The sequence below is a fragment of the Streptomyces sp. NPDC045678 genome, assembly GCF_056432085.1.
The window spans coordinates 304,334-327,195 of record NZ_JBWKJS010000001.1; the positions used below are offsets into that span (position 1 = coordinate 304,334).

General features: G+C 70.6%; 20 protein-coding genes and 1 tRNA gene. 6 read left to right on the forward strand and 15 right to left on the reverse strand.

Annotated elements, in window-relative coordinates; all coding sequences use genetic code 11:
- Positions 1-404: 404 nt before the first annotated feature.
- Complete coding sequence (locus AC07DO_RS01370; protein ID WP_479056223.1) at positions 405-1,460, forward strand: LacI family DNA-binding transcriptional regulator; 1,056 nt, start codon at positions 405-407, stop codon at positions 1,458-1,460.
- 14 nt (positions 1,461-1,474) lie between these two features.
- Here AC07DO_RS01370 and AC07DO_RS01375 read toward each other — a convergent pair whose 3' ends face one another.
- Entirely contained in the window at positions 1,475-2,053 is a 579-nt protein-coding gene (locus AC07DO_RS01375) for a hypothetical protein (protein WP_479056225.1), read from the reverse strand.
- A 75-nt stretch (positions 2,054-2,128) separates the two neighbouring features.
- Here AC07DO_RS01375 and AC07DO_RS01380 point away from each other — a divergent pair, with 75 nt between their 5' ends.
- Positions 2,129-2,425 carry a hypothetical protein gene (locus tag AC07DO_RS01380; RefSeq protein WP_479056226.1) on the forward strand — a complete coding sequence of 99 codons (297 nt, stop codon included), beginning with the start codon at positions 2,129-2,131 and terminating at the stop codon, positions 2,423-2,425.
- 21 nt (positions 2,426-2,446) lie between these two features.
- Here AC07DO_RS01380 and AC07DO_RS01385 read toward each other — a convergent pair whose 3' ends face one another.
- From AC07DO_RS01385 to AC07DO_RS01400, 4 genes are all read right to left on the reverse strand, one after another.
- Positions 2,447-3,124, reverse strand: a complete 678-nt coding sequence (locus AC07DO_RS01385) for a DUF4352 domain-containing protein (protein WP_479056228.1) — start codon at positions 3,122-3,124, stop codon at positions 2,447-2,449.
- A gap of 163 nt (positions 3,125-3,287) precedes the next feature.
- A tRNA-His gene (locus AC07DO_RS01390) sits at positions 3,288-3,360 on the reverse strand.
- Positions 3,361-3,471: 111 nt separating this feature from the next.
- The gene (orn, locus tag AC07DO_RS01395; protein WP_150168196.1) at positions 3,472-4,074 is read right to left on the reverse strand and encodes an oligoribonuclease; all 603 of its coding nucleotides are present in this window, start codon (positions 4,072-4,074) and stop codon (positions 3,472-3,474) included.
- 10 nt (positions 4,075-4,084) lie between these two features.
- Positions 4,085-5,314 (reverse strand): GlxA family transcriptional regulator, encoded by a 1,230-nt coding sequence (locus AC07DO_RS01400; protein WP_479056229.1) that lies wholly within the window; start codon positions 5,312-5,314, stop codon positions 4,085-4,087.
- A 1,211-nt stretch (positions 5,315-6,525) separates the two neighbouring features.
- Between AC07DO_RS01400 and AC07DO_RS01405 the strand changes: the two genes are divergently transcribed.
- Complete coding sequence (locus AC07DO_RS01405) at positions 6,526-7,050, forward strand: universal stress protein (protein WP_479056230.1); 525 nt, start codon at positions 6,526-6,528, stop codon at positions 7,048-7,050.
- Positions 7,051-7,328: 278 nt separating this feature from the next.
- Here AC07DO_RS01405 and glmS read toward each other — a convergent pair whose 3' ends face one another.
- The 3 genes from glmS to AC07DO_RS01420 all read right to left on the reverse strand — a co-directional run bounded on the left by glmS (position 7,329) and on the right by AC07DO_RS01420 (position 10,402).
- A complete protein-coding gene (gene glmS, locus AC07DO_RS01410) occupies positions 7,329-9,146 on the reverse strand; it encodes a glutamine--fructose-6-phosphate transaminase (isomerizing) (protein ID WP_479056231.1) in 1,818 nt (605 codons plus the stop codon).
- Between the two features lie 10 nt (positions 9,147-9,156).
- Complete coding sequence (locus AC07DO_RS01415) at positions 9,157-9,414, reverse strand: hypothetical protein (protein ID WP_055565532.1); 258 nt, start codon at positions 9,412-9,414, stop codon at positions 9,157-9,159.
- 97 nt (positions 9,415-9,511) lie between these two features.
- Complete coding sequence (locus AC07DO_RS01420; RefSeq protein ID WP_479056232.1) at positions 9,512-10,402, reverse strand: DUF4429 domain-containing protein; 891 nt, start codon at positions 10,400-10,402, stop codon at positions 9,512-9,514.
- A 126-nt stretch (positions 10,403-10,528) separates the two neighbouring features.
- On the opposite strand from AC07DO_RS01420, the gene AC07DO_RS01425 reads away from it, so the two are divergent.
- Complete coding sequence (locus tag AC07DO_RS01425; protein WP_479056233.1) at positions 10,529-12,205, forward strand: beta-N-acetylhexosaminidase; 1,677 nt, start codon at positions 10,529-10,531, stop codon at positions 12,203-12,205.
- Here the strand turns inward: AC07DO_RS01425 and AC07DO_RS01430 are convergent.
- The 7 genes from AC07DO_RS01430 to AC07DO_RS01460 all read right to left on the reverse strand — a co-directional run bounded on the left by AC07DO_RS01430 (position 12,109) and on the right by AC07DO_RS01460 (position 20,871).
- On the reverse strand, positions 12,109-12,447 hold the full coding sequence (locus tag AC07DO_RS01430; protein ID WP_479056234.1) for a GNAT family N-acetyltransferase: 339 nt from the start codon (positions 12,445-12,447) through the stop codon (positions 12,109-12,111). The genes AC07DO_RS01425 and AC07DO_RS01430 overlap by 97 nt on opposite strands.
- Positions 12,431-13,795 (reverse strand): pyridoxal phosphate-dependent decarboxylase family protein, encoded by a 1,365-nt coding sequence (locus AC07DO_RS01435; RefSeq protein WP_479056236.1) that lies wholly within the window; start codon positions 13,793-13,795, stop codon positions 12,431-12,433. The genes AC07DO_RS01430 and AC07DO_RS01435 overlap by 17 nt, the downstream gene beginning before the upstream one ends.
- A gap of 137 nt (positions 13,796-13,932) precedes the next feature.
- On the reverse strand, positions 13,933-14,973 hold the full coding sequence (locus tag AC07DO_RS01440; RefSeq protein WP_479056237.1) for an ABC transporter substrate-binding protein: 1,041 nt from the start codon (positions 14,971-14,973) through the stop codon (positions 13,933-13,935).
- 111 nt (positions 14,974-15,084) lie between these two features.
- Complete coding sequence (locus tag AC07DO_RS01445) at positions 15,085-16,239, reverse strand: acyl-CoA dehydrogenase family protein (RefSeq protein WP_479056238.1); 1,155 nt, start codon at positions 16,237-16,239, stop codon at positions 15,085-15,087.
- Positions 16,240-16,245: 6 nt separating this feature from the next.
- Complete coding sequence (locus AC07DO_RS01450; protein WP_479057489.1) at positions 16,246-17,199, reverse strand: hydroxymethylglutaryl-CoA lyase; 954 nt, start codon at positions 17,197-17,199, stop codon at positions 16,246-16,248.
- An 89-nt stretch (positions 17,200-17,288) separates the two neighbouring features.
- Positions 17,289-19,226 carry an acetyl/propionyl/methylcrotonyl-CoA carboxylase subunit alpha gene (locus AC07DO_RS01455; RefSeq protein ID WP_479056239.1) on the reverse strand — a complete coding sequence of 646 codons (1,938 nt, stop codon included), beginning with the start codon at positions 19,224-19,226 and terminating at the stop codon, positions 17,289-17,291.
- Between the two features lie 13 nt (positions 19,227-19,239).
- Positions 19,240-20,871: a carboxyl transferase domain-containing protein gene (locus tag AC07DO_RS01460; RefSeq protein WP_479056240.1), complete on the reverse strand. Its 1,632-nt coding sequence runs from the start codon at positions 20,869-20,871 to the stop codon at positions 19,240-19,242.
- Between the two features lie 131 nt (positions 20,872-21,002).
- Here AC07DO_RS01460 and AC07DO_RS01465 point away from each other — a divergent pair, with 131 nt between their 5' ends.
- On the forward strand, positions 21,003-21,593 hold the full coding sequence (locus AC07DO_RS01465; protein ID WP_479056241.1) for an SACE_7040 family transcriptional regulator: 591 nt from the start codon (positions 21,003-21,005) through the stop codon (positions 21,591-21,593).
- A gap of 94 nt (positions 21,594-21,687) precedes the next feature.
- On the forward strand, positions 21,688-22,845 hold the full coding sequence (locus tag AC07DO_RS01470) for an acyl-CoA dehydrogenase family protein (protein ID WP_479056243.1): 1,158 nt from the start codon (positions 21,688-21,690) through the stop codon (positions 22,843-22,845).
- Positions 22,846-22,862: the final 17 nt, after the last annotated feature.

Consider the following 22,862-nt stretch of genomic DNA (forward strand, 5'->3'; position numbering starts at 1 on the left):
GGCACCTCGGATCATGTGGCCGTCCCTTTCTCGCTCCCTTCCCCCCCCCCCCCCCCGAGCCGACGGGACCTGCGGGACCGGCGGAAAGTGCTGCTGCGCATGACGTCCTCCTGTTGCCTGACGTGCCGACCCCCCGGCCAACTGCACTGCTGGGCCCGTTGGTTCACTCTGCGGCTCGGGCGGGGAACGTGCGGGATGTGTACGTGTCAGGTAGTGTGGGAGCGCTCCCACAAGTGATGAGTTGAAGACTCGTGGCTCGCGCCGGGGGTGTCAAGGGACCGGACATGGAGTTATGTCTTCGGTTATCGGGCCGTTACGGGACGCCCCTGGAATCGGCCCCGGAGCCCGGTGAAGATCGGGCTGTTACATTCCTCGCCGGGGGAAGTGTGACGGGAGGCGGGACTATGGCAGCTCACGCGGCGCGGGGCCGCAGCGGCGGACGGCCCACTCTGGAAGAGGTGGCGGCGCGGGCGGGGGTCGGCCGGGGCACGGTCTCCCGCGTGATCAACGGTTCGCCGCGGGTGAGCGAGGCGACCAGGACCGCCGTCGAGGCCGCCGTGGCCGAGCTCGGGTACGTACCGAACACCGCGGCACGCGCCCTCGCCGCCAACCGCACGGACGCCATCGCCCTGGTCGTCCCCGAGCCGGAGACCCGCTTCTTCGCCGAGCCGTACTTCTCCGACGTCCTGCGCGGCGTCGGCGCCGAGCTCAGCGAGACCGAGATGCAGCTGCTGCTGATCTTCGCGGGCAACGACCGCAGGCGCCAGCGCCTGGCCCAGTACCTCGCCGCCCACCGCGTCGACGGTGTCCTCCTGGTCTCCGTCCACGCCGACGACCCGCTGCCCGACCTGCTCTCCCAGCTGGAGATCCCCGCCGTCATCAGCGGCCGCCGCTCCGCCGAGGAAGCGCTGCCCTCCGTCGACTCCGACAACTTCGCGGGGGCCTGCTCGGCCGTGGAACACCTCCTGGCCCGCGGCCGCACCGCCATAGCCACCATCACGGGCCGCCTCGACGTGTACGGCGCGCAGCGCCGCCTGGACGGCTACCGCGCCGCGCTGCGGGAGGCGGGCCGCGAGGTCGACGAGCGACTGATCGCGCCGGGCGACTTCACCGAGGAGGGCGGCCACCGGGCGATGCGCGAGCTGCTCGCCGCCCATCCCGGCATCGACGCGGTGTTCGCGGGCTCCGACGTGATGGCGGCCGGCGCCCGGCAGGCGTTGCGCGAGGCGGGGCGCCGCATACCCGACGACGTGGCGCTCGTCGGCTTCGACGACTCGGCGATCGCCCGCCACATGGACCCGCCGCTGACGAGCGTGCGCCAGCCCATCGAGGAGATGGGACGCGCGATGATCGACCTCCTCCTCGCCGAGATCGCGGACAGCCGCCCCGCCGCCGCCCGGCGCCTGGAGCGGCGCCAGCTGGTGCTGCCGACGCGGCTGGTGGAGCGGGCCTCGTCCTGAGGCGCGGCGCCGTCCTACTCCGGGGCCTGCCCGTTGCCGGTCCTGCGGCTCGCGCGCAGGGCCTCCGCCATCTCGTGGGCCACCTCGGCGTGGCGCCGGTGCTCGGCGGCCCGCCGCGGCCGGTCGTGCTCGGCGTGGTCGTGGGCGAGCCTGGCGTGCGCGCCGAACAGCGTGTCGAGGATCCTCGAGGCCTGCTGCTGCAGACGCTGCACCCGGCCTTCCAGGGCGTCGCGCGCATCGGGGCCTTCGACGGTCCGCCGCGAGGTGGAGGCGGCCGCCTCCGGGGCGACGGCGTTCTGTTCCCGCGCGTCCGCGGTGTCCGCGGCGTCCGCGTGCCGCAGCGCCGACTCGCTGCGGTCGAGCCGTGCCCGGCTCGTCGTCAGCAGTTTCTGGATCCGGTCGATCTGTTCGTGCGAGCGCTGCCGTCTGCCGTGGGGAGCGCGGCCGGCGGCACGCTCCCCGTCGTCGACCTTCGCCTCCCGGTCGGTGAAGCGGCGCTCCCGCTCGTCGGCCGGCTGGTCCGGGACGTCGGCTGCCTCCGTGTGCTCATGGCCGTCCGGGTCGGGGGGACTGCTCTGCGGATCGGAACCCATGACGGCAGTATGCTCCGTCTGCTGCCTCCGGAGCGTGCGATCCGGCCGCGCACCCACGGCCGAGGAACCTGGCACATGAACTTTCCCGAGTACGGCGGTCCGGGCGACGGCGACGGCTGTGGCGTCGTCGACCACCACCCGGACGGCACCACCGTCCACTGCACGGCGGCAGGGACGTGGCACATCGCGTGGGAACACGAGGGCCCGGACGAGATCAGAACGTCCTTCGTGTGCGACGGCCACATGGGAGCGGTGCGGACGCACCACGTCTACCTGGACAGACACCCCGTCGGCCCGGACTGCACGCACCCCCGCGCCCGCTGGGTGGACAGCCGCGTCGGCGCCTGGTGCCGCGCGCCCGACGGCGGCTGACCGCCCGCCGACTTTCCCCCGCTACTTCACGTCGCCCGTGAAGATCGCGGCCTCAGACTCCATGTCCATCTCCGGCGAGACCTCGATCTGGATCGTCTTCTCGGCCTTCGGCATCTCGCACGCCCACGTCACCGTGATGGACCGCCCCGCGAGCAGCTTCGTGTCGGGCCCGCCGTTCAGCCCCTGCTCCGAGTCGAAGATCGATTCGCTCGACCTGCCGTCCTTGCCGTACGAGCAACTGGCGGTGAACATCGACGTGTCGACGGTCGACTTGCCGTTGTTCTTCACCTGCACGCCGAATCTGACGTACGGGGTGTTCTCCGGCGAGCCGTACGAGCTGGACGTGCCCCGGGCGAACTTCGACAGGCTCAGCTTGACGTCGTTCCCGTACTCCACGGTGTCGTCGAGCCCGGCCACCTCCCCCTCGGTGCTCTCGGGGCCGGACTCCGGCTCGGGCTCCTCGGCCGCCTCCTCCTCGTCCGCGACCACGTCGTCGGCCGGCGCGGACGCGGGGGCACCGGCGGTCTTCTCCGGCTTCTTGTCGTCGTCACCGCTGTTGACGACGACGATGCCCGTCGCGACGACGGCCGCGATGACCGCGGCGGCCGACCCGATGACGACCGCGTTGCTCGGCCCGCGCCTCGGCGGAGGGGGCTGCGGCGGATACATGGGCGGTGGTGGCGGCGTGGCGTTACTCATGGGTCCCCCCTGCGTTCGTGCGTTCTCAGGGCATCATCCGCCGATGTGTGGAGGATGTGAGGGGGAAGTGGCTGTTTCGTGATGTCACGATCAGGGGGGCGGTCCGGCCCCGGACATGACGAAGGCCCGGCCTGCTTTCGCAGGCCGGGCCTTGATCAATCAGGGTGAGTGACGGGACTTGAACCCGCGGCCACCTGGACCACAACCAGGTGCTCTACCAACTGAGCTACACCCACCATGCCCGGTCTTTTGTCGTTCTTCCGACCGGCCGAGAAAAAGTGTACAGGGTCTGGAGGGGTGCTCGCGCACACGTTTTCCCGACCCCGTACACAGGGCTCCCGCCTGGGCTATTCCGCAGGCAGGACGTGCTTGGCCGCGATCGTCCGCGCCGTCTCCGAGTCCGGGCCCGGCTGCGGGACGAAGATCGCCTCGCGGTAGTACCTGAGCTCCGCGATGGACTCACGGATGTCGGCGAGCGCGCGGTGGTTGCCGTTCTTGTCCGGGCTGTTGAAGTACGCCCTCGGGTACCAGCGCCGGGCCAGCTCCTTGACGGAGGAGACGTCGACGATGCGGTAGTGGAGGTACTCCTCCAGTGTCCGCATGTCCCGCGCCAGGAAGCCGCGGTCGGTGCCGACGGAGTTTCCGCACAGCGGGGCCTTCCGCGGCTCCTTGACGTGCTCACGTACGTACGCCAGGACCTGCTCCTCGGCGTCGGCCAGCGTGGTGCCGCCGGCCAGCTCGTCGAGGAGCCCCGAGGCGGTGTGCATGGTGCGCACCACCTCGGGCATGGTCTCCAGCGCCGCGTCCGGCGGGCGGATCACGATGTCCACACCTTCGCCGAGCACGTTCAGTTCCGAGTCGGTGACCAGTGCGGCCACCTCGATAAGTGCGTCGTCCGTCAACGAGAGCCCGGTCATCTCGCAGTCGATCCACACCATGCGATCGTTCATGCGTCTTACCCTACGGCGCGCTCCTCTGGCCGGGCAGAGGAGCACGTCCTGGCGCGTACACGTCCGAGTTCGGCTTGCCGGGATCGGTCGGCACCGAGGTCGAGGGGCCGAGCGCGCTCGCGGCAGCCGTACGCCGGGACTGGGACGGCACGGGTCCTGCCTCCACCAGGGTGGGCATGGCCTGCGACGTCGTGGGCACGGACTCCAGTGCCCGCTCGCCCTGTGGCCTGCGGGCGCGGTAGGCGGCCCGGTAGGCGGCGGGGGAGGAACCCAGCTGGCGTCGGAAGTGCCCGCGCAGCGCCACCGGCGAGCGGAAGCCGCAGCGGCCCGCGACCTCGTCGACCGAGTAGTCGGAGGTCTCGAGGAGTCGCTGTGCCTGAAGCACCCGCTGGGTGATCAGCCATTGCAGCGGTGCGCTGCCCGTGAGCGAGCGGAACCTGCGGTCGAAGGTCCGCCTGCTCATGTAGGCGCGCGCGGCCAGCGTCTCCACGTCGAACTGTTCGTGGAGGTGCTCCAGCGCCCAGGCGACGACCTCGGCGAGCGGGTCGGCGCCGATCTCCTCGGGTAAAGACCTGTCGAGATAGCGCTCCTGGCCGCCGGCCCTGCGCGGTGGCACCACGAGCCTGCGTGCGAGCGCGCCCGCCGCCTCGTTGCCGTGGTCCGTGCGCACGATGTGCAGACAGAGATCGATTCCGGCCGCGGTGCCGGCACTCGTCAGGACGTCCCCGTCGTCGACGAAGAGCTCGCGCGGGTCCACGTGGACGGACGGATAACGCTTCGCGAGCGTCGGCGCGTACATCCAGTGGGTGGTCGCCGGGCGGCCGTCGAGCAGTCCTGCCGCGGCGAGCACGAACGCCCCCGTGCACAGCCCGACGATGCGGGCGCCCTCCTCGTGCGCGCGACGCAGCGCGTCGAGCGCCTCGGGTGGCGGTGGCGATGTGATCGACCGCCAGGCGGGCACGACGACCGTGCCGGCCCGGCCGATCGCCTCCAGGCCCTGTGGGGCGGTGAGTTCCAGTCCGCCGGTGGTCCGCAGCGGGCCCTCCTCGCCGGCGCAGACCAGCAGCCGGTAGCGGGGGACGCCCGCGTCCTGCCGGTCGATGCCGAAGACGGAGAGCGGTATGGAACTCTCGAAAATGGGACCGCCGCTGAACAGCAGCACCGCTACGATCTCCCGGCGGCGCCGCCCCGAGAGTTTCCGAGCCGCGGCCTCCGGCGCGGCAGTGGAGTCGTGGCTCATGGTGCTAAACCCCCCTTGGACTTCGCGGCTCCTTGTTCCTGGCGTGCTTGACGTTTTTGACGTGCTTGACGCGCTTGCCTCGCTTGTCGCTCCTGCACGTTTCCCCTCGGTCCTCCACCAGTCCCCCGCCGTAATACAGTCAAGATCGAATCTACTGCGTCCCGTGCTGCCGGGGTGACCAGTTCATCACTCGGCAGATTGTCGACATGGCAACTTGGCGTGAAGCATTCGATCACGAAGCGTTGCACTCGTGCGGCTTGCTGGGAAGTACGCCTCCGCTCCATGGCCGGTCCCCGTAGGGTGCGGGCGGCCTGAGCGCGGCTTTCAGCCCTGGTCGGACGGGGGTTGAGGGGGCGTTCGGCCAAGAAATCGACGGCCCCCGGAAGTTGGCTGAAAACCTACGGGAGCGTGTGTGTGAATTGGTCAGTCCAACGGTGCACCATCGGCACTCTGACGGGTGCCCCTGTGCGCCCCCACGCCCGTCCTGCCGTGCCGTCCCCGGTGCCCTCTGTTCTGTTCTGCAAGCAGTCGCGCGGCGCCCCGCTCCGACTGTCGCAGAAGGACCCGGCACACCCCCGTGACGGCCACGAGCCCGAGCGCCGCGCCGGTGGCGCCGGCCAGTGAGCCCCCGTACCCGACAAGGACGACGGGGACCAGGACGCAGCTGAACGCGGCCCAGCGGACCACGTCGCTCACCGAGTCCTGCGGGGGTGCGGCGGGCGACTCCCGGGTGCGCGGCGCGGGCGCCGCGAGGGGGTGGCGGCCCGGTGTCCCTTGCTCGGGTGAAGACTCGGGTGAAGAAGGGAAGCGGGTGGAGGGTGGGGACGCGGTCGAAGGTCCAGGCACGGCGTGCTCCCTGTGGCATATGGCGTAGGACGGTCCAGCGCTGTCCAACGCGGGGCACGTCGGCGAGTCACTGCGGAAGCCTCCGGGTGGCGCCGGACGGGTGGGCAAAACGCCTGTAGGAGGCAGCAACCATTGCCATACGGGCGCGGCTCATGCATGCTCCGGTGAACGCCGGGAGGCCCTGTGGGGCCCGGGACGGGCTCCGAGCGGGGCTCTCCGCAGGCTCTGGGCAGAGGAGGAGTGTCGCCGTACCCTTGGGGGTATGGGGTTGGGAAGATGATTCCCGGACGACCTTCCAGGTCCTGAACGTTGTATCACCCGAAAAAGCCGACCCTCCCACAGAGGACTCCTTCGCCGAGACACCCATGGCCGGTCACGAATTCTCCGAACCTGCGGACCGCAAACGGCAGGTCGCCGATCCCACAGCGACCCCCCGAGCGGCGGAAGAACCGCGTCACGCCTGCGATCCCGCCTTCCTGCACGGTGTCGTCGTCGGCTTCGACGGCTCGACCTCCAGTGAGCGGGCCCTCGCCTATGCGATCGGGATGGCCCACCGCTCCGGATCGGGCCTGATCATCGTCCACGTCGCCAACCGGCTGCCCACCACGGTGTGGGCGGGTTGCGAGCCTCCGGTCTTCGTCGACGTACCGGATCACCGTACGGAAGTGCTCGGACTCGAACTGGCCTGCGCGGAGTACCTGTCCGAGGTGCCGTGGATCCTCGTCGAGCGCGGCGGGGACATCTGCCACGAGCTGGAGGAGGTCGGTCGTGAGTACAGCGCGGACGCGATCGTCGTCGGCTCCACGCACGGCATCGTCGGGCGCATTTTCGGCTCGGTCGCGGGCCGTCTCGCGCGCCGTGCGCAGCGCCCCGTCATCGTCATCCCGTAACGCCCGTACGCGCCCCGGCGGTTGGGGCGCGTGAGGCTCAACTCGCCTTGTGTAGTGCTTTTGTGGACAGATAAATCTACTCGCGCGTAGAGGTGGTTCGCGCCCCTGGGAAGGGTACATAAGGGTCACAACGGCGTCTCGGGCCGGCGGGTGACGGCCACCGGACGAGACGAGCGCGGGTCGGGGTAATGGGCGACCCCGGCCCTTCGGGAACGACCCCCTGTGTGCTGGTGGCACGCACAGGGGGTCGTTCACATGGAGGGGCTCCGGGGGGGGGGCTACTCCACCGTCACGGACTTCGCGAGGTTGCGCGGCTTGTCGATGTCCCGGCCGAGCGCCAGCGCCGTGTGGTAGGCGAGCAGCTGGAGCGGGATGCCCATCAGGATCGGGTCCAGCTCGTTCTCGTTCTTCGGGACGAGGATGGTCTGGTCGGCCTTCTCCTGCTCCTGGTGCGCCACCGCGAGGATCTTGCCGCTGCGCGCCTTGATCTCCTCCAGGGCGGCGCGGTTCTTCTCCAGGAGGTCGTCGTCGGGGACGATCGCGACCGTCGGCAGGGCGGGCTCGATGAGCGCGAGCGGGCCGTGCTTCAGCTCGGAGGCGGGGTAGGCCTCGGCGTGGATGTACGAGACCTCCTTGAGCTTGAGCGAGGCCTCGCGGGCGACGGGGTAGCCGCGTACGCGCCCGATGAAGAGCATGGAGCGGGCTTCCGCGTACTGCTTGGCGATCTTCTTGATCTCGTCCTCCTGCTTGAGGATCTCCGAGATCTGGCCGGGCAGCTTGCGCAGGCCCTCGATGATCCGCTTGCCGTCGGAGACCGACAGGTCACGGATGCGGCCCAGGTGCAGGGCGAGCAGACCGAAGGCGACCGTGGTGTTGGTGAAGCACTTGGTCGAGACGACGCAGACCTCCGGGCCCGCGTGGACGTACACGCCCGCGTCCGCCTCACGGGCGATCGCCGAGCCGACGACGTTCACGACGCCGAGGACGCGGGCGCCCTTGCGCTTGAGCTCCTGCACGGCGGCCAGCACGTCGTACGTCTCACCGGACTGGGAGACCGCGATGTAGAGGGTGTCGGGGTCCACGACCGCGTTGCGGTAGCGGAACTCGCTCGCCGGCTCCGCGTCGGCGGGGATGCGGGCCAGCTCCTCGATCATCTGGGCGCCGATCATGCCCGCGTGGTACGAGGTGCCGCAGCCGAGGATCTTGACGCGGCGCACCTTGCGGGCGTCGTGCGCGTCGAGGTTCAGGCCGCCGAGGTGCACGGTGGAGAAGCGGTCGTCGATGCGGCCGCGCAGGACGCGGTCGACCGCGTCGGGCTGCTCGAAGATCTCCTTGTGCATGTACGTGTCGTGGCCGCCCATGTCGTACGACTCGGCCTCCCACTCCACGGTGGTCGGAGAGGCGGTCGTGCGTGAACCCTCGGTGGTGTACGTGCGGTAGTCGTCGGCCTTGATCGTGGCCATCTCGCCGTCGTCGAGGGTGACGACCTGGCGGGTGTGCGAGACCAGCGCGGCGACGTCCGAGGCGACGAACATCTCCTTCTCGCCGATGCCGAGGACGACGGGCGAGCCGTTGCGGGCGACGACGATGCGGTCGTTGAAGTCGGCGTGCAGCACGGCGATGCCGTACGTGCCCTCGATGTGGCGCAGCGCCTCGCGGACCTTCTCCTCCAGCTTGTCGGCCTGGGAGCGGGCGATGAGGTGGGTGAGGACCTCGGTGTCGGTCTCGGAGAGGAACTCGACGCCGTCGGCGGTGAGCTTGGCGCGCAGCTCGGAGGCGTTGTCGATGATGCCGTTGTGGACGACGGCGACCTTGTTGTCCGCGGAGAGGTGCGGGTGGGCGTTCTCGTCGGAGGGTGCGCCGTGGGTGGCCCAGCGGGTGTGGGCGATGCCGGTCGTGCCCTTGAAGCGGGCCGGGACCTTGGCCTCCAGGTCGCGCACGCGGCCCTTGGCCTTGACCGTCTTCAGGCCGCTCGCCTTGGGACCGGTGACGGCGATGCCCGCGGAGTCGTAGCCGCGGTACTCCAGGCGCTGCAGGCCTTCGAGGAGAAGCGGGGCGACGTCACGCTTGCCGATGTATCCGACGATTCCGCACATAAAGGGTGTCCTAGCCGTAGACGATGCGGCGCAGCTGCCGGAGGGTGAGCTCCGGTGGCGCGACCGCGCGGTATTCGAGATCCGCCGAGATCTGCTGGAAGATCGCCGCGTTCAGCAGGCCCTGACCCTGCAGCTCGCGGTGGCGGCGACGGACGAACTGTTCGGTCGTCTCGTCGAAGTAGGCGAGCACGTCCTGGACGACCCGCAGCGCTTCGCCCCGCTGGAGCGGGGTGCTGCGGGTGAGGTGATCCACCAGGTCGTCGTGCATTCGTTGATCCTGGGGTATCGGACACCCTTTCGCAAGAATCCTGCCCGGAATCGGGCAGGAGCGTGTCGAACGGGTCTTCGCGTGGCGCGATCGGCGCTCACATGCGGCGCAGGACCGCCTGCTTGGCCGTCGTGAACTCCTCGCCCGTGAGGATCCCGGCCTGGCGCAGCTCGCCCAGCTCCCGCAGGCGGCGCAACAGCGTGTCGTGGTCGTCGGCGGCGGGCCGCTCCGCTCCGGCCGGCGAGTCGTCGGCGGACGGTTCCGCGAGTGTCTTCGGGGCGGCGGGGGCCGCGGGGTGCGGCAGGCGGGCCTGGACGGCGGCCGCCACCAGCGCCATCAGCGGGTCCTTCTTGAAGCCCCACAGCTCGACGGCGTTCGGGTCGTACTTCGGCGGGGCCTTGGTCGGCGCGTTCTTCACGGTGAACCGCAGATGGCCGTTCTCCAGGCCGACCGCGGGGTGCCACTCCACGGCCGCGACATCGGCGAGCGCCAGCGACCGCGTGCCCGCCGCCGTCTTCGCCTCCTCCGTCTTCCAGTTCCACTCCAGACGGACCGACTCCCCGTCGAAGCTCGCGGTGCCGTCCCCCGCGGAGACGGACAGCGGCACGGAAGGACCCGTCAGGAGGTACGCGTCGCAGGGCGTCGCCGGTACCTGTTCGATCAGATGGGCGTTGCGCACCTCGTCGACCAGATACTCCGCCACCCCGTACCGGTCGGGCTCGACCGTCAGCTGATACGGGTCCGAGGAGTCCGTCAGCTTCCCGCCCGTCGCCTGGAGCAGCGGGTCGGAGCCGTCGCGCAGCCGCAGCCGCAACCGGCCCGACTTCTTCCCCTGCTCGAAGGCGATGCCCGCCAACGCGGCCAGCGGGACCGTCAGTTCGCCCAGGGCCTTGCGCAGCAGCGACACGTTCTTGTCGTGGCCCGGCACAAGGCGCAGTGTCTCTCCGTCGAAGGTCCAGGTCCCGTCGCGCTGGATGATTTCCGCCATACGAGGATTCTCGCACCGACCCCTTGGACAAATGGTCTACGCCCCTTGACCCCTTGTGGGGGCCGCGTTACCAAGGAGGACCGTTCGATTGCGATGCACCACATATGCGCCCGAAGGGACCCGCTTGTGAGATCGCACAGAAGAACGACACGCATCCTCGGATCGCTCCTGCTCGTGGCGGCCGCCGGCATCTCCTCCTTCGCCGCGGCGCCCGCGCCGGGAGAGGCGGGAGCCCCCGCCACCACACCGCTCGGCCAGGTCGTGCCCGCGCCCCTGGCCGCCGAGCCGGGCGGCGCCGGATACGAGATCACCGCCAAGACCCGCATCCGCGTCGGCAAGGACAACGCCGAGGAGCGCCGCGTCGCCGAGTACCTCGCCGAGGTGCTGCGGCCCTCCACCGGCTACAAGCTTCCCGTCACCAGCGACCAGGGATCCGACGGCATCCGGCTGCGCATCAGCGCCGAACCGGCGAACAAGGCGCTCGGCAACGAGGGGTACCGCGTCATCTCCGCGCGCGGCTCCCTCACCATCACCTCGTGGAGCGGCGCCGGCCTCTTCCACGGCGTACAGACCGTGCGGCAGCAGCTGCCCGCCGCCGTGGAGAAGAGGACGAAGCAGCGCGGCCCCTGGCGGATCGCGGGCGGCACCGTCAAGGACATGCCGCGCTACGGCTACCGCTCCACGATGCTCGACGTCTCACGGCACTTCTTCACCGTCGACCAGGTGAAGCGCTACATCGACCAGGCCGCCCTCTACAAGATGAACAAGCTGCACCTGCACCTCAGCGACGACCAGGGCTGGCGCATCGCCGTCGACTCCTGGCCGCGCCTCGCGACGTACGGCGGTTCCACGCAGGTCGGCGGCGGCAGGGGTGGCTACTACACGAAGGCGCAGTACAAGGAGATCATCGACTACGCCGCCTCGCGGTACCTGGAAGTCGTCCCCGAGATAGACATGCCGGGTCACACCAACGCCGCCCTCGCCTCGTACGCCGAACTGAACTGCAACGGCGTCGCCCCGCCGCTCTACACCGGCACCCAGGTCGGCTTCAGCTCGCTGTGCGTCAAGAAGGACGTCACGTACGACTTCGTGGACGACGTGATCCGTGAGCTCGCGGCGATGACGCCCGGCAAGTACCTCCACATCGGCGGCGACGAGGCGCACTCCACCAGCCACGAGGACTTCGTCGCGTTCATGGACAAGGTGCAGCCGATCGTCGCCAAGTACGGCAAGACGGTGATGGGCTGGCACCAGCTGGCCGGCGCCCGTCCGGCCAAGGAAGCCGTCGTGCAGTACTGGGGCTACGACAGGACCGGTGCCGCCGAGCGCGAGCAGGTCGTGAACGCCGCGAAGAACGGCACCAAGCTGCTGCTCTCCCCGGCCGACCGCGCCTACATCGACCACAAGTACACCAAGGACACGCCGCTCGGCCTCTCGTGGGCGGGCTACGTCGAGGTGCAGCGCTCCTACGACTGGGACCCGGCGACCTACCTCCAGGGCGCGCCCGCCGACGCGGTCATCGGCGTCGAGGCGCCGCTGTGGACGGAGACCCTCTCGACCCCCGCCCACCTGGACTACATGGCGTTCCCGCGGCTGCCCGGCATCGCCGAGCTCGGCTGGTCGCCGGCCGCCACGCACGACTGGGACACGTACAAGGTGCGCCTCGCCGCGCAGGCCCCGCGCTGGGACGCGCTGGGCATCGGCTACTACGCGTCGCCGCAGGTGCCCTGGCCCGCCGACAGTTCCCGCAGGTCGTACCACTCCACGAGGAACGAGGGCACGCCCTTGCACAGGCCGAGGTAGGCCTCGCGGTGGCCGGAGGCCGCGATCGCCATGTAGGTGCGCTCGACGTCCGTCAGGGTGGCGTCCCGTGCCATCCAGTGCTCCGCCCGGGGGTGCGTCACCCAGGTGTGCACCAGCTCGGAGTCGGTCAGGGGGTCGAGGGTCCGGAGCGTGAAGTCGGCGCTCCCGCGGTCGAGGTGATCGAGGCGGTCGAGTCGGTCGAGACGGCCGGTGGGCAGGTGGAGGTCAGCTGGCGCGGTCAAGGTGCTCTCCCAAGTACTGCTCGGCGTGGCCGGCGATCAGGTCGAGGACGGCTTCGATGTCGGCGGTGCTCGTTTCGGGGTCGAGCAGGGTGAACCTGAGGTACTGGCGGCCGCCCGTCCTGGTGGTCGCCACGACCGCGTCGCCGGAGGTGTAGAGCGCCTTGCGGGCGTACAGGTTGGCGCGGTCGATCGCGGCGGGCGAACAGATCGGCGCCGGGATGTAGCGGAAGACGAGCGTGGAGAGCTGGGGCTCGGCCACGACGTCGAAGCGCGGGTCGGCGACGAGCAGTTTCCAGCCGCGGGTGGCCAGGCCGCAGACCTCGTCGAAGAGGTCGCCGATGCCGTCCGCACCCATCACGCGCAGCGTCATCCACAGTTTCAGCGCGTCGAAGCGGCGGGCCGCCCGCGGCTGCGGCAGCGCCCGGTCCCGTACCAGGACGGCGGACGAACCCACCGGCTGGAAGAAGGACTTGTCGAAGTCCACGGTGACCGAGTCGGCCCGCTCGATGCCGTCGAGGAGGTGCCGGTTCCGGCGCGAGGCGAGCAGCCCGCAGCCGTACGCGGCGTCCACGTGCAGCCAGGTCCCGTACTGCGCGCAGAGCCGGGCGATCTCCGGCAGCGGGTCGATGGAGCCGAAGTCGGCGGTGCCCGCGGTGGCGACGACCGCCATGGGGGAGAGGTCGTCGCGTGCGCAGCGCTCCAACGCGCGGGCGAGGGCCACGGTCTGCAGGCGTTTGTCGCGGTCGGTGGGGACGGTCACGACGGCGTCCTCGCCGAGGCCGAGCAGCCGGGCCGTCCGCCGGACGCCGGTCTGCGCGGCCTCGGAGACGAGGATCCGCAGGGTGGCCGGGTCCCGGTTCCCTGCCTCCTCGCGGGCGAGCAGCAGCGCCCGCAGTTCGGCGTCGGCGCCGCCGTCGGTGAACGCCCCGTCGGCGGCAGGGCCGAGGCCGATGCGCTCGGCGGTCCAGTCGATGAGGCGGCGCTCGATGAGCGGGGCGCCGGCCGGCTGGTCCCAGGCGCCGAGGGCGGAGTTGGCGGCGGAGAGCACCGCTTCGCCCAGGACGGCGGGGATGACGGCAGGGGCGTGGAGGTGGGCGAGGTGGCGGGGGTGGTGGGCGCGCACGGCGTCCCGCAGGTACAGCTCGTCGAGTTCGTCGAGGGCCGCGAGGGTGTCGTGCAGGGGCTCGTCCAGGTCGACGGCCTCGGCGCGGGGTGCGGGGCCCCCGGCGGGCGCGGCGGTGAACGGGTGGGAGGTGGTGGCCAGTCGGTCGGCCACCCGCTCGACTCCTTCGGTCACGGAGCTGCGGTACCGCTCCGCGGTGGTGCCGTTGAGCAGGTGCGAGCGCATGAACTGTCCTCCGGGTGAGGGGTTGACTTAGGTAAGCCTAACCTAATCTCAACTCCCCTTGGGGTCGGGGCCCGAAGAGCGGAACGACAAACGAAACCGCCCCCTCCGGGAGTGAAGGGGGCGGCGGGCGGCGGGTGTTACTTCAGCTTCTTCGCCTTCTCGATCGCGTCGGCCAGGTCCTCGAGGATCGGCGCGCACTTGTCGTACGAGAAGATCGGCTCCGCGATGCGCGGGATGACCTGCCCGGCCTTGACCGCGGGCAGCTTCTTCCAGGTCGGCTTGGAGATGTCGGCGGGCTGGATCGCCGAGGTGCGGTTGTCCATCATGATGACGTCCGCCTGGTACTTGTCGACGTTCTCCCAGCTCAGGTTCTCGAACCAGCCGCCGGACTCCTTCTTGGCCGCCTCGGGGGGCTCGACGAGGTTCACGCCGAGCGCCTTGAAGTACTCCAGGTCGACGGAGAGGTTGGAGCCGGAGACGTAGAACAGGTCCTGGCTCGCGGAGCCGACGAGGACCTTGATGTCCTTGTGGGCCTTGGCGACCTCGCGGAGCCGCTCGGACGCGTCCTCGAAACGCTTCTTCGCCTTGACGACCTTGTCGGCCTTCACGTCCGCGCCGAGCGACTCGGCGAGCGCCTGGATGCGCTGCAGCGGGTGCGTCAGCTGACGGTCGTAGACGCTGACGCCGACGCTCGGGGCGAGCTTGAGGATCTTGTCCTTGCTCTCCTCGGGGACGTACCAGAGCGTGCCCTTGTCGTCGAACATCGTGGAGATCAGCACGTCCGGGGCGAGGCCCGCGTACTTCTCGATGTTGAACTGGCCCCACTCGTTGCCGATGACCGTCAGCTTGCTGATGTCCATGTCGCCGGCCTGGACGTCGGCCTTGCCGTCCTTGGTCTTCGTCGGACCGAAGACACCCTTGACCTCGATGCCGTAGTCGAACAGGGCCGCGGCGACACCCGTGAACGCCACGATGTTCTTCGGCGTCGCGTCGCGCTTCGCGGTCTGGCCGCGGTCGTCCTTGAAGCTCCAGGGGCCGGTCTTGCCGCCGCCCTCGGTCTTGCCCGACCCGTCCTTCTTCTCGCTGCCGCAGGCCGCGAGGGCGGCGGTGAGGCCGAGGGCGCCGCCGGCGGCGAGGATGCCCCGGCGGGACGGCTGGGGGAGGCGGACCTGGCGCATGTGGGTCTCTGCTTTCGTGACGTACGGCGGCGGGGCCGCTGGCCGGAATTCGAGCTTAGGCTAACCTAAGCTAACTCCTGGCTCAGCAGCCCCTCGCGCCACGCCCCCCGATCAGCTCGTGAAACCCAGCTCCCGGGCGATCAGCATGCGCTGCACCTCGCTCGTCCCCTCGCCGATCTCCAGGATCTTCGAGTCCCGCCACATGCGGGCGACCGGGTACTCGTTCATGAAGCCGTACCCCCCGTGGATCTGTGTGGCCTCGCGGGCGTTGTCCACCGCGACCGTCGACGAGTAGAGCTTGGCGATGGCCGCCTGCTTCTTGAAGGGCTCGCCCGCGACCAGCCGGGACGCCGCGTCGTACCAGCCCACGCGCGCCATGTGCGCCCGCGTCTCCATGTCGGCGATCTTGAACTGGATGGCCTGATTCGCACCGATCGGCCTGCCGAAGGCGTGCCGCTCGCGCGCGTACTTCACCGACTCGTCCACACATCCCTGGGCAAGACCCGTGGCGAGCGCGGAGATCGCGATCCGGCCCTCGTCGAGGATCCGCAGGAACTGCGCGTACCCCCGGCCCTCCTCGCCGAGCAGGTTCGCCGCCGGGACGCGGACGTCCGAGAAGGACAGCTCGCGGGTGTCCGAGGCGTTCCACCCCACCTTCGAGTAGGGCGCGGCGACCGTGAACCCGGGTGTCCCCGACGGCACGATGATCGAGGAGATCAGCGGGCGCCCGTCGTCCTTGCGGCCCGTGACGGCGGTGACCGTGACCAGGCCGGTGATGTCCGTGCCGGAGTTGGTGATGAAGCACTTGGAGCCGTTGATCACCCACTCGTCGCCCTCGCGCACCGCCGTCGTGCGCGTACCCCCCGCGTCCGAGCCGCCGTCCGGCTCCGTCAGGCCGAACGCGCCGAGGGCCTCACCCGCGCACAGTCGCGGCAGCCACTCCCGCTTCTGCTCCTCCGTGCCGAAGAGGTGCAGCGGCATCGCGCCCAGGGAGACGCCCGCCTCCAGGGTGATCGCCACGGACGAGTCGACGCGCGCGAGCTCCTCGAGGGCGATGCCCAGCGCGAAGTAGTCGCCGCCCATCCCGCCGTACTCCTCGGGGAAGGGCAGGCCGAACAGGCCCATGCGGCCCATCTCGCGGACGATCTCGTACGGGAACTCGTGGCGCTCGTAGAAGTCGCCGATCTTGGGGGCGACGACGTCGTGCGCGAACGCCTCTACCGTGCGCCGCAGTTCCTCGTGCTCGGGGCTCAGACGGTGGTCCATCGTTGTTCACTGCTCCTGTGGGGCGGCGGTCCGCTCTTCGTGGGAGCGGGCCGTGAGGGCACGGACGGTGCGGGACGGGCTGGGCCGGCCCAGCTGGTCGGCCATCCAGGCGCTGGTGGCGCTGAGACGGACGAGGTCGACCCCGGTGTCGATGCCGAGGCCATGGAGCATCCACACGAGGTCTTCGGTGGCGAGGTTGCCGGTGGCGCTCTTCGCGTACGGACAGCCGCCGAGGCCGCCCGCGGACGCGTCCACCGTCGTCACGCCGTGCTGCAGGGCGGCGAGGGTGTTGGTGAGCGCCTGGCCGTACGTGTCGTGGAAGTGGACGCCGATGCGCTCGGTCGGCACCTGCACCGCGTTGAGCGCGGCCAGCATCGCCGAGACGTGGCCGGGCGTGGCCACACCGATCGTGTCGCCGAGGCTCAGCTCGTCGCAGCCCATGTCGAGCAGGGCGCGGCAGACGCGGACGACCTTGGAGATGGGCACGGCGCCCTCCCACGGGTCGCCGAAGCACATCGACAGGTAGCCGCGCACGTGCACGCCCTGCTCACGCGCGCGGGCGACCACCGGCGCGAACATCGCGAGGGCCTCGTCCACCGTGCGGTTGAGGTTGGCACGGGCGAACGACTCGGTCGCGCTGGCGAAGACCCCGACGCGGTGCGCGCCGAGGGCGAGGGCGCGGTCGAGTCCGCGTTCGTTCGGCACGAGGACCGGCAGGTGGACGCCCTGGAGGTCGCCGAGCAGCGGGAAGAGGTCTTCGGCGTCGGCCAGTTGGGGCACCCACTTGGGGTGCACGAAGCTGGTCGCCTCGACGGTGGTGAGGCCCGCGTCGGCGAGGCGGTGGATGAACTCCGCCTTGATCTCCGTGGGGACGACCGTCTTCTCGTTCTGCAGGCCGTCGCGGGCGCCCACTTCGTGGATGCGGACGCGGGTGGGCAGGCCGCGGGTCGGCACGACCATGGGGAGCGGTGCGGACGCCAGCTCCAGCGGCTCGTCCTCCGGTGCCGGGGACGGCGGGGTGCCCGGCGCGGCTGTCGGGTCGGTGCTGGTCATGCCTGCTCCTCCTCGGGGGTGACGACGGCGAGGACCTGGTCCATGGCGACGGTCGTGCCCGGGGTGACGTCGAGCTCGGTGACGGTGCCGGCGTGCGGGGCGGAGATGACGTGCTCCATCTTCATCGCCTCGACGACGAGCAGGCTCTGGCCCGCGGCCACCGTGTCGCCGGGGGAGACCTTCACGACGGTGACGGTGCCCGGCATGGGGGCGGTGAGCGCGTCGGCCCCGGCGTGCGCGGCGCCGGTGAGGGAGGCGGCGACGGGGTCGTGGTCCTGGACGTGCCAGGCGTCGCCGTCCCGGCCCAGCCAGTCGCCCGCGCGGCGGAAGGTGTGCAGGGTGCCGTCGACGGTGACGCGCACGCGATCGGCGGTGACGGTGTGACCGGTGCTCCGCAGGCGGTGAGTGACGGGTTCGAGTCCCGCCGCCTTGAGCCAGTGCGTCACGGGCGCCGGGGTGCCGCCGAGCCGCCAGCCGCTCGGCACGGAGAACGGGTCGGTCCAGCCGTCGCCCGCGGGCTTGAGGGCGTCCTCGCGGACCGCGGCCGCCGCCTCGTACACCTCGTCGGGCACGCCGTCCGGGACGAGCCCGTCCGCCTCGCGCTCCACCAGGCCCGTGTCCAGGTCGCCCGCGACGACGGCCGGGTGCGCGAGGAGCCTGCGCAGGAAGCCCGCGTTCGTCGGCACGCCGAGGATGACCGTGTCCGCGAGGGCGGCGCGCAGCTTGCGCAGGGCCGTCGCGCGGTCCGGGCCGTACGCGATGACCTTCGACAGCATCGGGTCGTAGAGACTGCCGACCTCGGTGCCCTCGCTCAGGCCGGAGTCGGTGCGCACGCCGTCGCCCTGCGGCTCGTGCAGCGCGAGGACCGTGCCGCCGGAGGGCAGGAAGCCGCGTGAGGGGTCTTCCGCGCAGACGCGGGCCTCCACCGCGTGCCCGGTGAGGGTGATGTCGTCCTGGGCGAACGGCAGCGGCTCGCCCGCCGCCACGCGCAGCTGCCACTCCACGAGGTCGAGGCCGGTGATGAGCTCCGTGACGGGGTGCTCCACCTGGAGGCGGGTGTTCATCTCCATGAAGTAGTACGACGACGGGTCACCGCCGGGGACGATGAACTCGACCGTGCCCGCGCCCGCGTACCCGCACGAGCGGGCCGCCTGGACCGCGGCCTCACCCATCGCCGCGCGCGTGGCCTCGTCGAGGAGGATGCTCGGCGCCTCCTCGATGATCTTCTGGTGGCGGCGCTGGAGGGAGCACTCGCGCTCGCCGAGGTGCACCACGTTCCCATGGCCGTCCGCGAGGACCTGGATCTCGATGTGCCGGGGGCGGTCGACCCACCGCTCCACGAGCAGCGTGTCGTCGCCGAAGGAGGCGCGGGCCTCACGGCGGGCCGCCGCGATCTCGTCGGCGATGAGCGCCTCGTCGCGGACCAGGCGCATGCCCTTGCCGCCGCCGCCCGCGCTCGGTTTGAGCAGCACCGGGGTGCCGATCTCGCGTGCCGCGTCGGCCAGTTGGGCGTCGGTCAGGCCGCTGCCCGAGGAGCCGGGGACGACCGGCACGCCGGCCGCCCGCACGGTCGCCTTGGCGCGGATCTTGTCGCCCATGAGGGAGATGGCCGCGGCGGGCGGGCCGATGAAGGTGAGGCCCGCGTCGGCGCAGGCCTGCGCGAACTCCGCGTTCTCCGCCAGGAATCCGTACCCCGGATGGACCGCCTGGGCGCCGGACTTCGCCGCGGCCTCCAGGATGCGCTCCACGGACAGATAGCTCTCGGCGGCCGGGGCGGGACCGATCCGCACCGCCGTGTCGGCCTCGCGCACGTGCTGGGCGTCCGCGTCCGCGTCGCTGAAGACGGCGACCGAACGGACGCCCGTCTCCCGCAGCGTGCGGATGACGCGGACCGCGATCTCGCCCCGGTTGGCGACCAGAACCGTGTCGAACATCGTCATTCGTTCCTCACATCCGGAAGACGCCGAAGCCGGGCGCCGTGTCGTCCCTCTGGGGAAGCGGGGCGCCCGCGCACGCGGTCAGGGCCAGACCCAGCACCTGCCGGGTCTCCATGGGGTCGATCACACCGTCGTCCCAGAGGCGGGCCGTGGCGTAGTACGCGTTCCCCTGTTCCTCGTACTGCGCGCGGATCGGGTCCTTGAAGGTCTCCTCGTCCTCGGCGCTCCACTGCTCGCCGCGGGCCTCCAGCTGGTCGCGCTTGACCGTGGCGAGGACGGAGGCGGCCTGCTCGCCGCCCATCACGGAGATCTTGGCGTTCGGCCACATCCACAGGAAGCGGGGGCTGTAGGCCCGGCCGCACATCGAGTAGTTGCCCGCTCCGTACGAACCGCCGACGACGACCGTCAGCTTCGGCACGCGCGTGGAGGCCACGGCCGTCACCATCTTCGCGCCGTGCTTGGCGATGCCACCCGCCTCGTAGTCCCGTCCCACCATGAAGCCCGAGATGTTCTGCAGGAAGACCAGGGGGATGCCGCGCTGGTCGCAGAGCTCGATGAAGTGGGCGCCCTTCTGGGCGGACTCGGAGAACAGGATGCCGTTGTTCGCGATGATCCCGACGGGGTGGCCGTGGATGTGGGCGAAACCGGTGACCAGTGTCGTCCCGTACTCCGACTTGAACTCGGCGAAGCGGGAGCCGTCGACCACGCGCGCGATGACCTCCCGCACGTCGTACGGGGTACGGGAGTCCGTGGGCACCGCGCCGTACAACCCCAGGGGGTCGACCTTCGGCTCCTCGGCGGGCCGCACCGGCCAGGGCAGCGGGGCGCGCTCGGGGAGGGTCGAGACGATCGTGCGGACGATGCGCAGGGCGTGCGCGTCGTCCTCGGCGAGGTGGTCGGTGACGCCGGAGGTGCGCGAGTGGACCTCGCCGCCGCCCAGCTCCTCGGCCGTGACGACCTCGCCGGTCGCGGCCTTCACCAGGGGCGGGCCGCCGAGGAAGATCGTGCCCTGTTCGCGCACGATCACCGCCTCGTCGCTCATCGCGGGGACGTACGCCCCGCCGGCCGTGCAGGAGCCGAGGACGGCGGCGATCTGCGGGACTGCGGCGGCCGACATCCGCGCCTGGTTGTAGAAGATCCGCCCGAAGTGCTCGCGGTCGGGGAAGACCTCGTCCTGCATCGGCAGGAAGGCGCCGCCCGAGTCGACCAGGTAGAGACACGGGAGGCGGTTCTCCAGGGCCACCTCCTGGGCGCGGAGGTGCTTCTTCACCGTCATGGGGTAGTACGTGCCGCCCTTGACCGTGGCGTCATTGGCGACGATCACGCACTCGCGGCCCGAGACGCGGCCGATGCCCGCGATGACGCCGGCGGCGGGGGCACCCCCGCCGTACAGCCCGTCGGCCGCGAGCGGGGCCAGCTCCAGGAAGGGCGAACCGGGGTCGAGGAGCGTGTCCACCCGGTCGCGGGGCAGCAGCTTGCCGCGCGCCACATGGCGGGCCCGCGCCCGCTCTCCGCCGCCGAGCGCGGCCGCCGCGAGCTTGGCCCGCAGCTCGTCGACGAGGGCGGTGTGCGCCGCCTCGTTCGCCCGCCATGCCTCGGACGCGGGATCAGCCGCGCTCGTCAGCACTGGTGCCTGCCGCATCAGTCGAGCCCCCTTGTCGGGTCCATTCGGTCGTGCCGGGTCCGGCGGATCGACACCCGGACCGGTTAATGACCGTTAACGCGTTTCCTTCAGGTTAACGAGCGCTAACCGGCCTGTCTAGAATCAATTCCATGGCCACGAGAACCGACGCCCCCACCCGGCGCGAGCAGATCCTCAAGGAGGCCGCCCGGCTCTTCGCCGAGCGTGGCTTCCACGGAGTCGGAGTCGACGAGATAGGAGCCGCCGTCGGCATCAGCGGGCCCGGTCTCTACCGGCACTTCGCGGGCAAGGACGCGATGCTCGCCGAGCTGCTCGTCGGTATCAGCGGGCAGCTCCTGACGGGCGGCAAGCACTGCGTGGCCGACGTGGGCGGATCACCCGAACGGGTTCTCGACGCGCTCATCCAGGGGCACATCGACTTCGCGCTCGACGACCGCTCCCTGATCACGCTGCACGACCGTGAGCTGGACCGCCTGCGGGACAGCGACCGCAAGCTGGTCCGCCAGCTCCAGCGGCAGTACGTGGAGATCTGGGTCGACGTCGTCCGCAAGGTCTACCCGGACCTCGCCGAGAACGCCGCGCGCGTGGCCGTGCACGCGGTCTTCGGGCTGCTCAACTCCACGCCGCACCTGAGCCGCCGCGACGCGCTGCCCAGCCGGGCGGCCATGGCGGAACTCCTGCACCGCCTGGCCCGTGGGGCCTTCGAGGCCGCCGCCGAGTGACACGCGTCTCTGGACGCTCTGGTGACTGCCGGGTAACCTGCCTCTGAGCAAGCGCTTAGTCGATGTAGGCAGATGCAGGCAGAAGGAGTTCTCCGTGCGCCGTACCGTTTTCAATGAGGACCACGAGGCGTTCCGGGAGACCCTGCGCGCCTTCATCGAGGCCGAGGTCGTCCCCGTCCACGACGAGTGGTTCGCCGCGGGTCAGGTGCCGCGCGAGTTCTACTACAAGCTCGCCGAGCTCGGCCTCTTCGGCATCAACGTCCCCGAGGAGTTCGGCGGCGCCGGCCTGGACACCCACAAGTTCGAGGCCATCCAGTACGAGGAGACCGCCCGCGCGGGCGTCACCTTCGGCGGCTCCGGCGTCCACGTGCTGCTCGCCCTGCCCTACATCAAGGCGCTCGCCACCGACGAGCAGAAGAAGCGCTACCTGGAGAAGTTCGTCTCCGCCGAGGAGATGTGGGCCCTCGCGATGACCGAGCCGGGCACCGGCTCCGACCTCGCGGGCATGAAGAGCACGGCCAAGCTCTCCGAAGACGGCACCCACTACGTCCTCAACGGCTCCAAGACCTTCATCACCGGCGGCGTCCACGCCGACCGCGTGATCGTCTGCGCCCGGACCTCCGCGCCCACCGCCGAGGACCGTCGCCACGGCATCTCGCTCTTCGCCGTCGACACCAAGTCCGAGGGCTACTCCATCGGCCGCAAGCTCGACAAGCTCGGCCTGAAGACCTCCGACACCGCCGAGCTCGCGTTCGTCGACGTCAAGGTGCCCGTGGAGGACCTCCTCGGTGAGGAGAACAAGGGCTTCTACTACCTCGGCAGCAACCTGCCCTCCGAGCGCTGGGGCATCGCCTACGGAGCGTACGCACAGGCCAAGGCCGCCGTCCGGTTCGCCAAGGAGTACGTCCAGGACCGCACGGTCTTCGGCAAGACGGTCGCCTCCTTCCAGAACACCAAGTTCGAACTGGCCGCCTGCCAGGCCGAGGTGGACGCCGCCGAGGCCGTCGCCGACCGCGCCCTCGAGGCCCTGGACGCGGGCGAGCTGACCGCCGCGGAGGCCGCCTCCGCGAAGCTCTTCACCACCGAGGTCGCCCACCGCGTCATCGACAAGTGCCTCCAGCTGCACGGCGGCTACGGCTTCATGAACGAGTATCCGATCGCCCGCCTGTACGCGGACAACCGCGTCAACCGCATCTACGGCGGCACCAGCGAGGTCATGAAGATGATCATCGCGAAGAACATGGGCCTGTAGAACGCCTGTAGAAATAC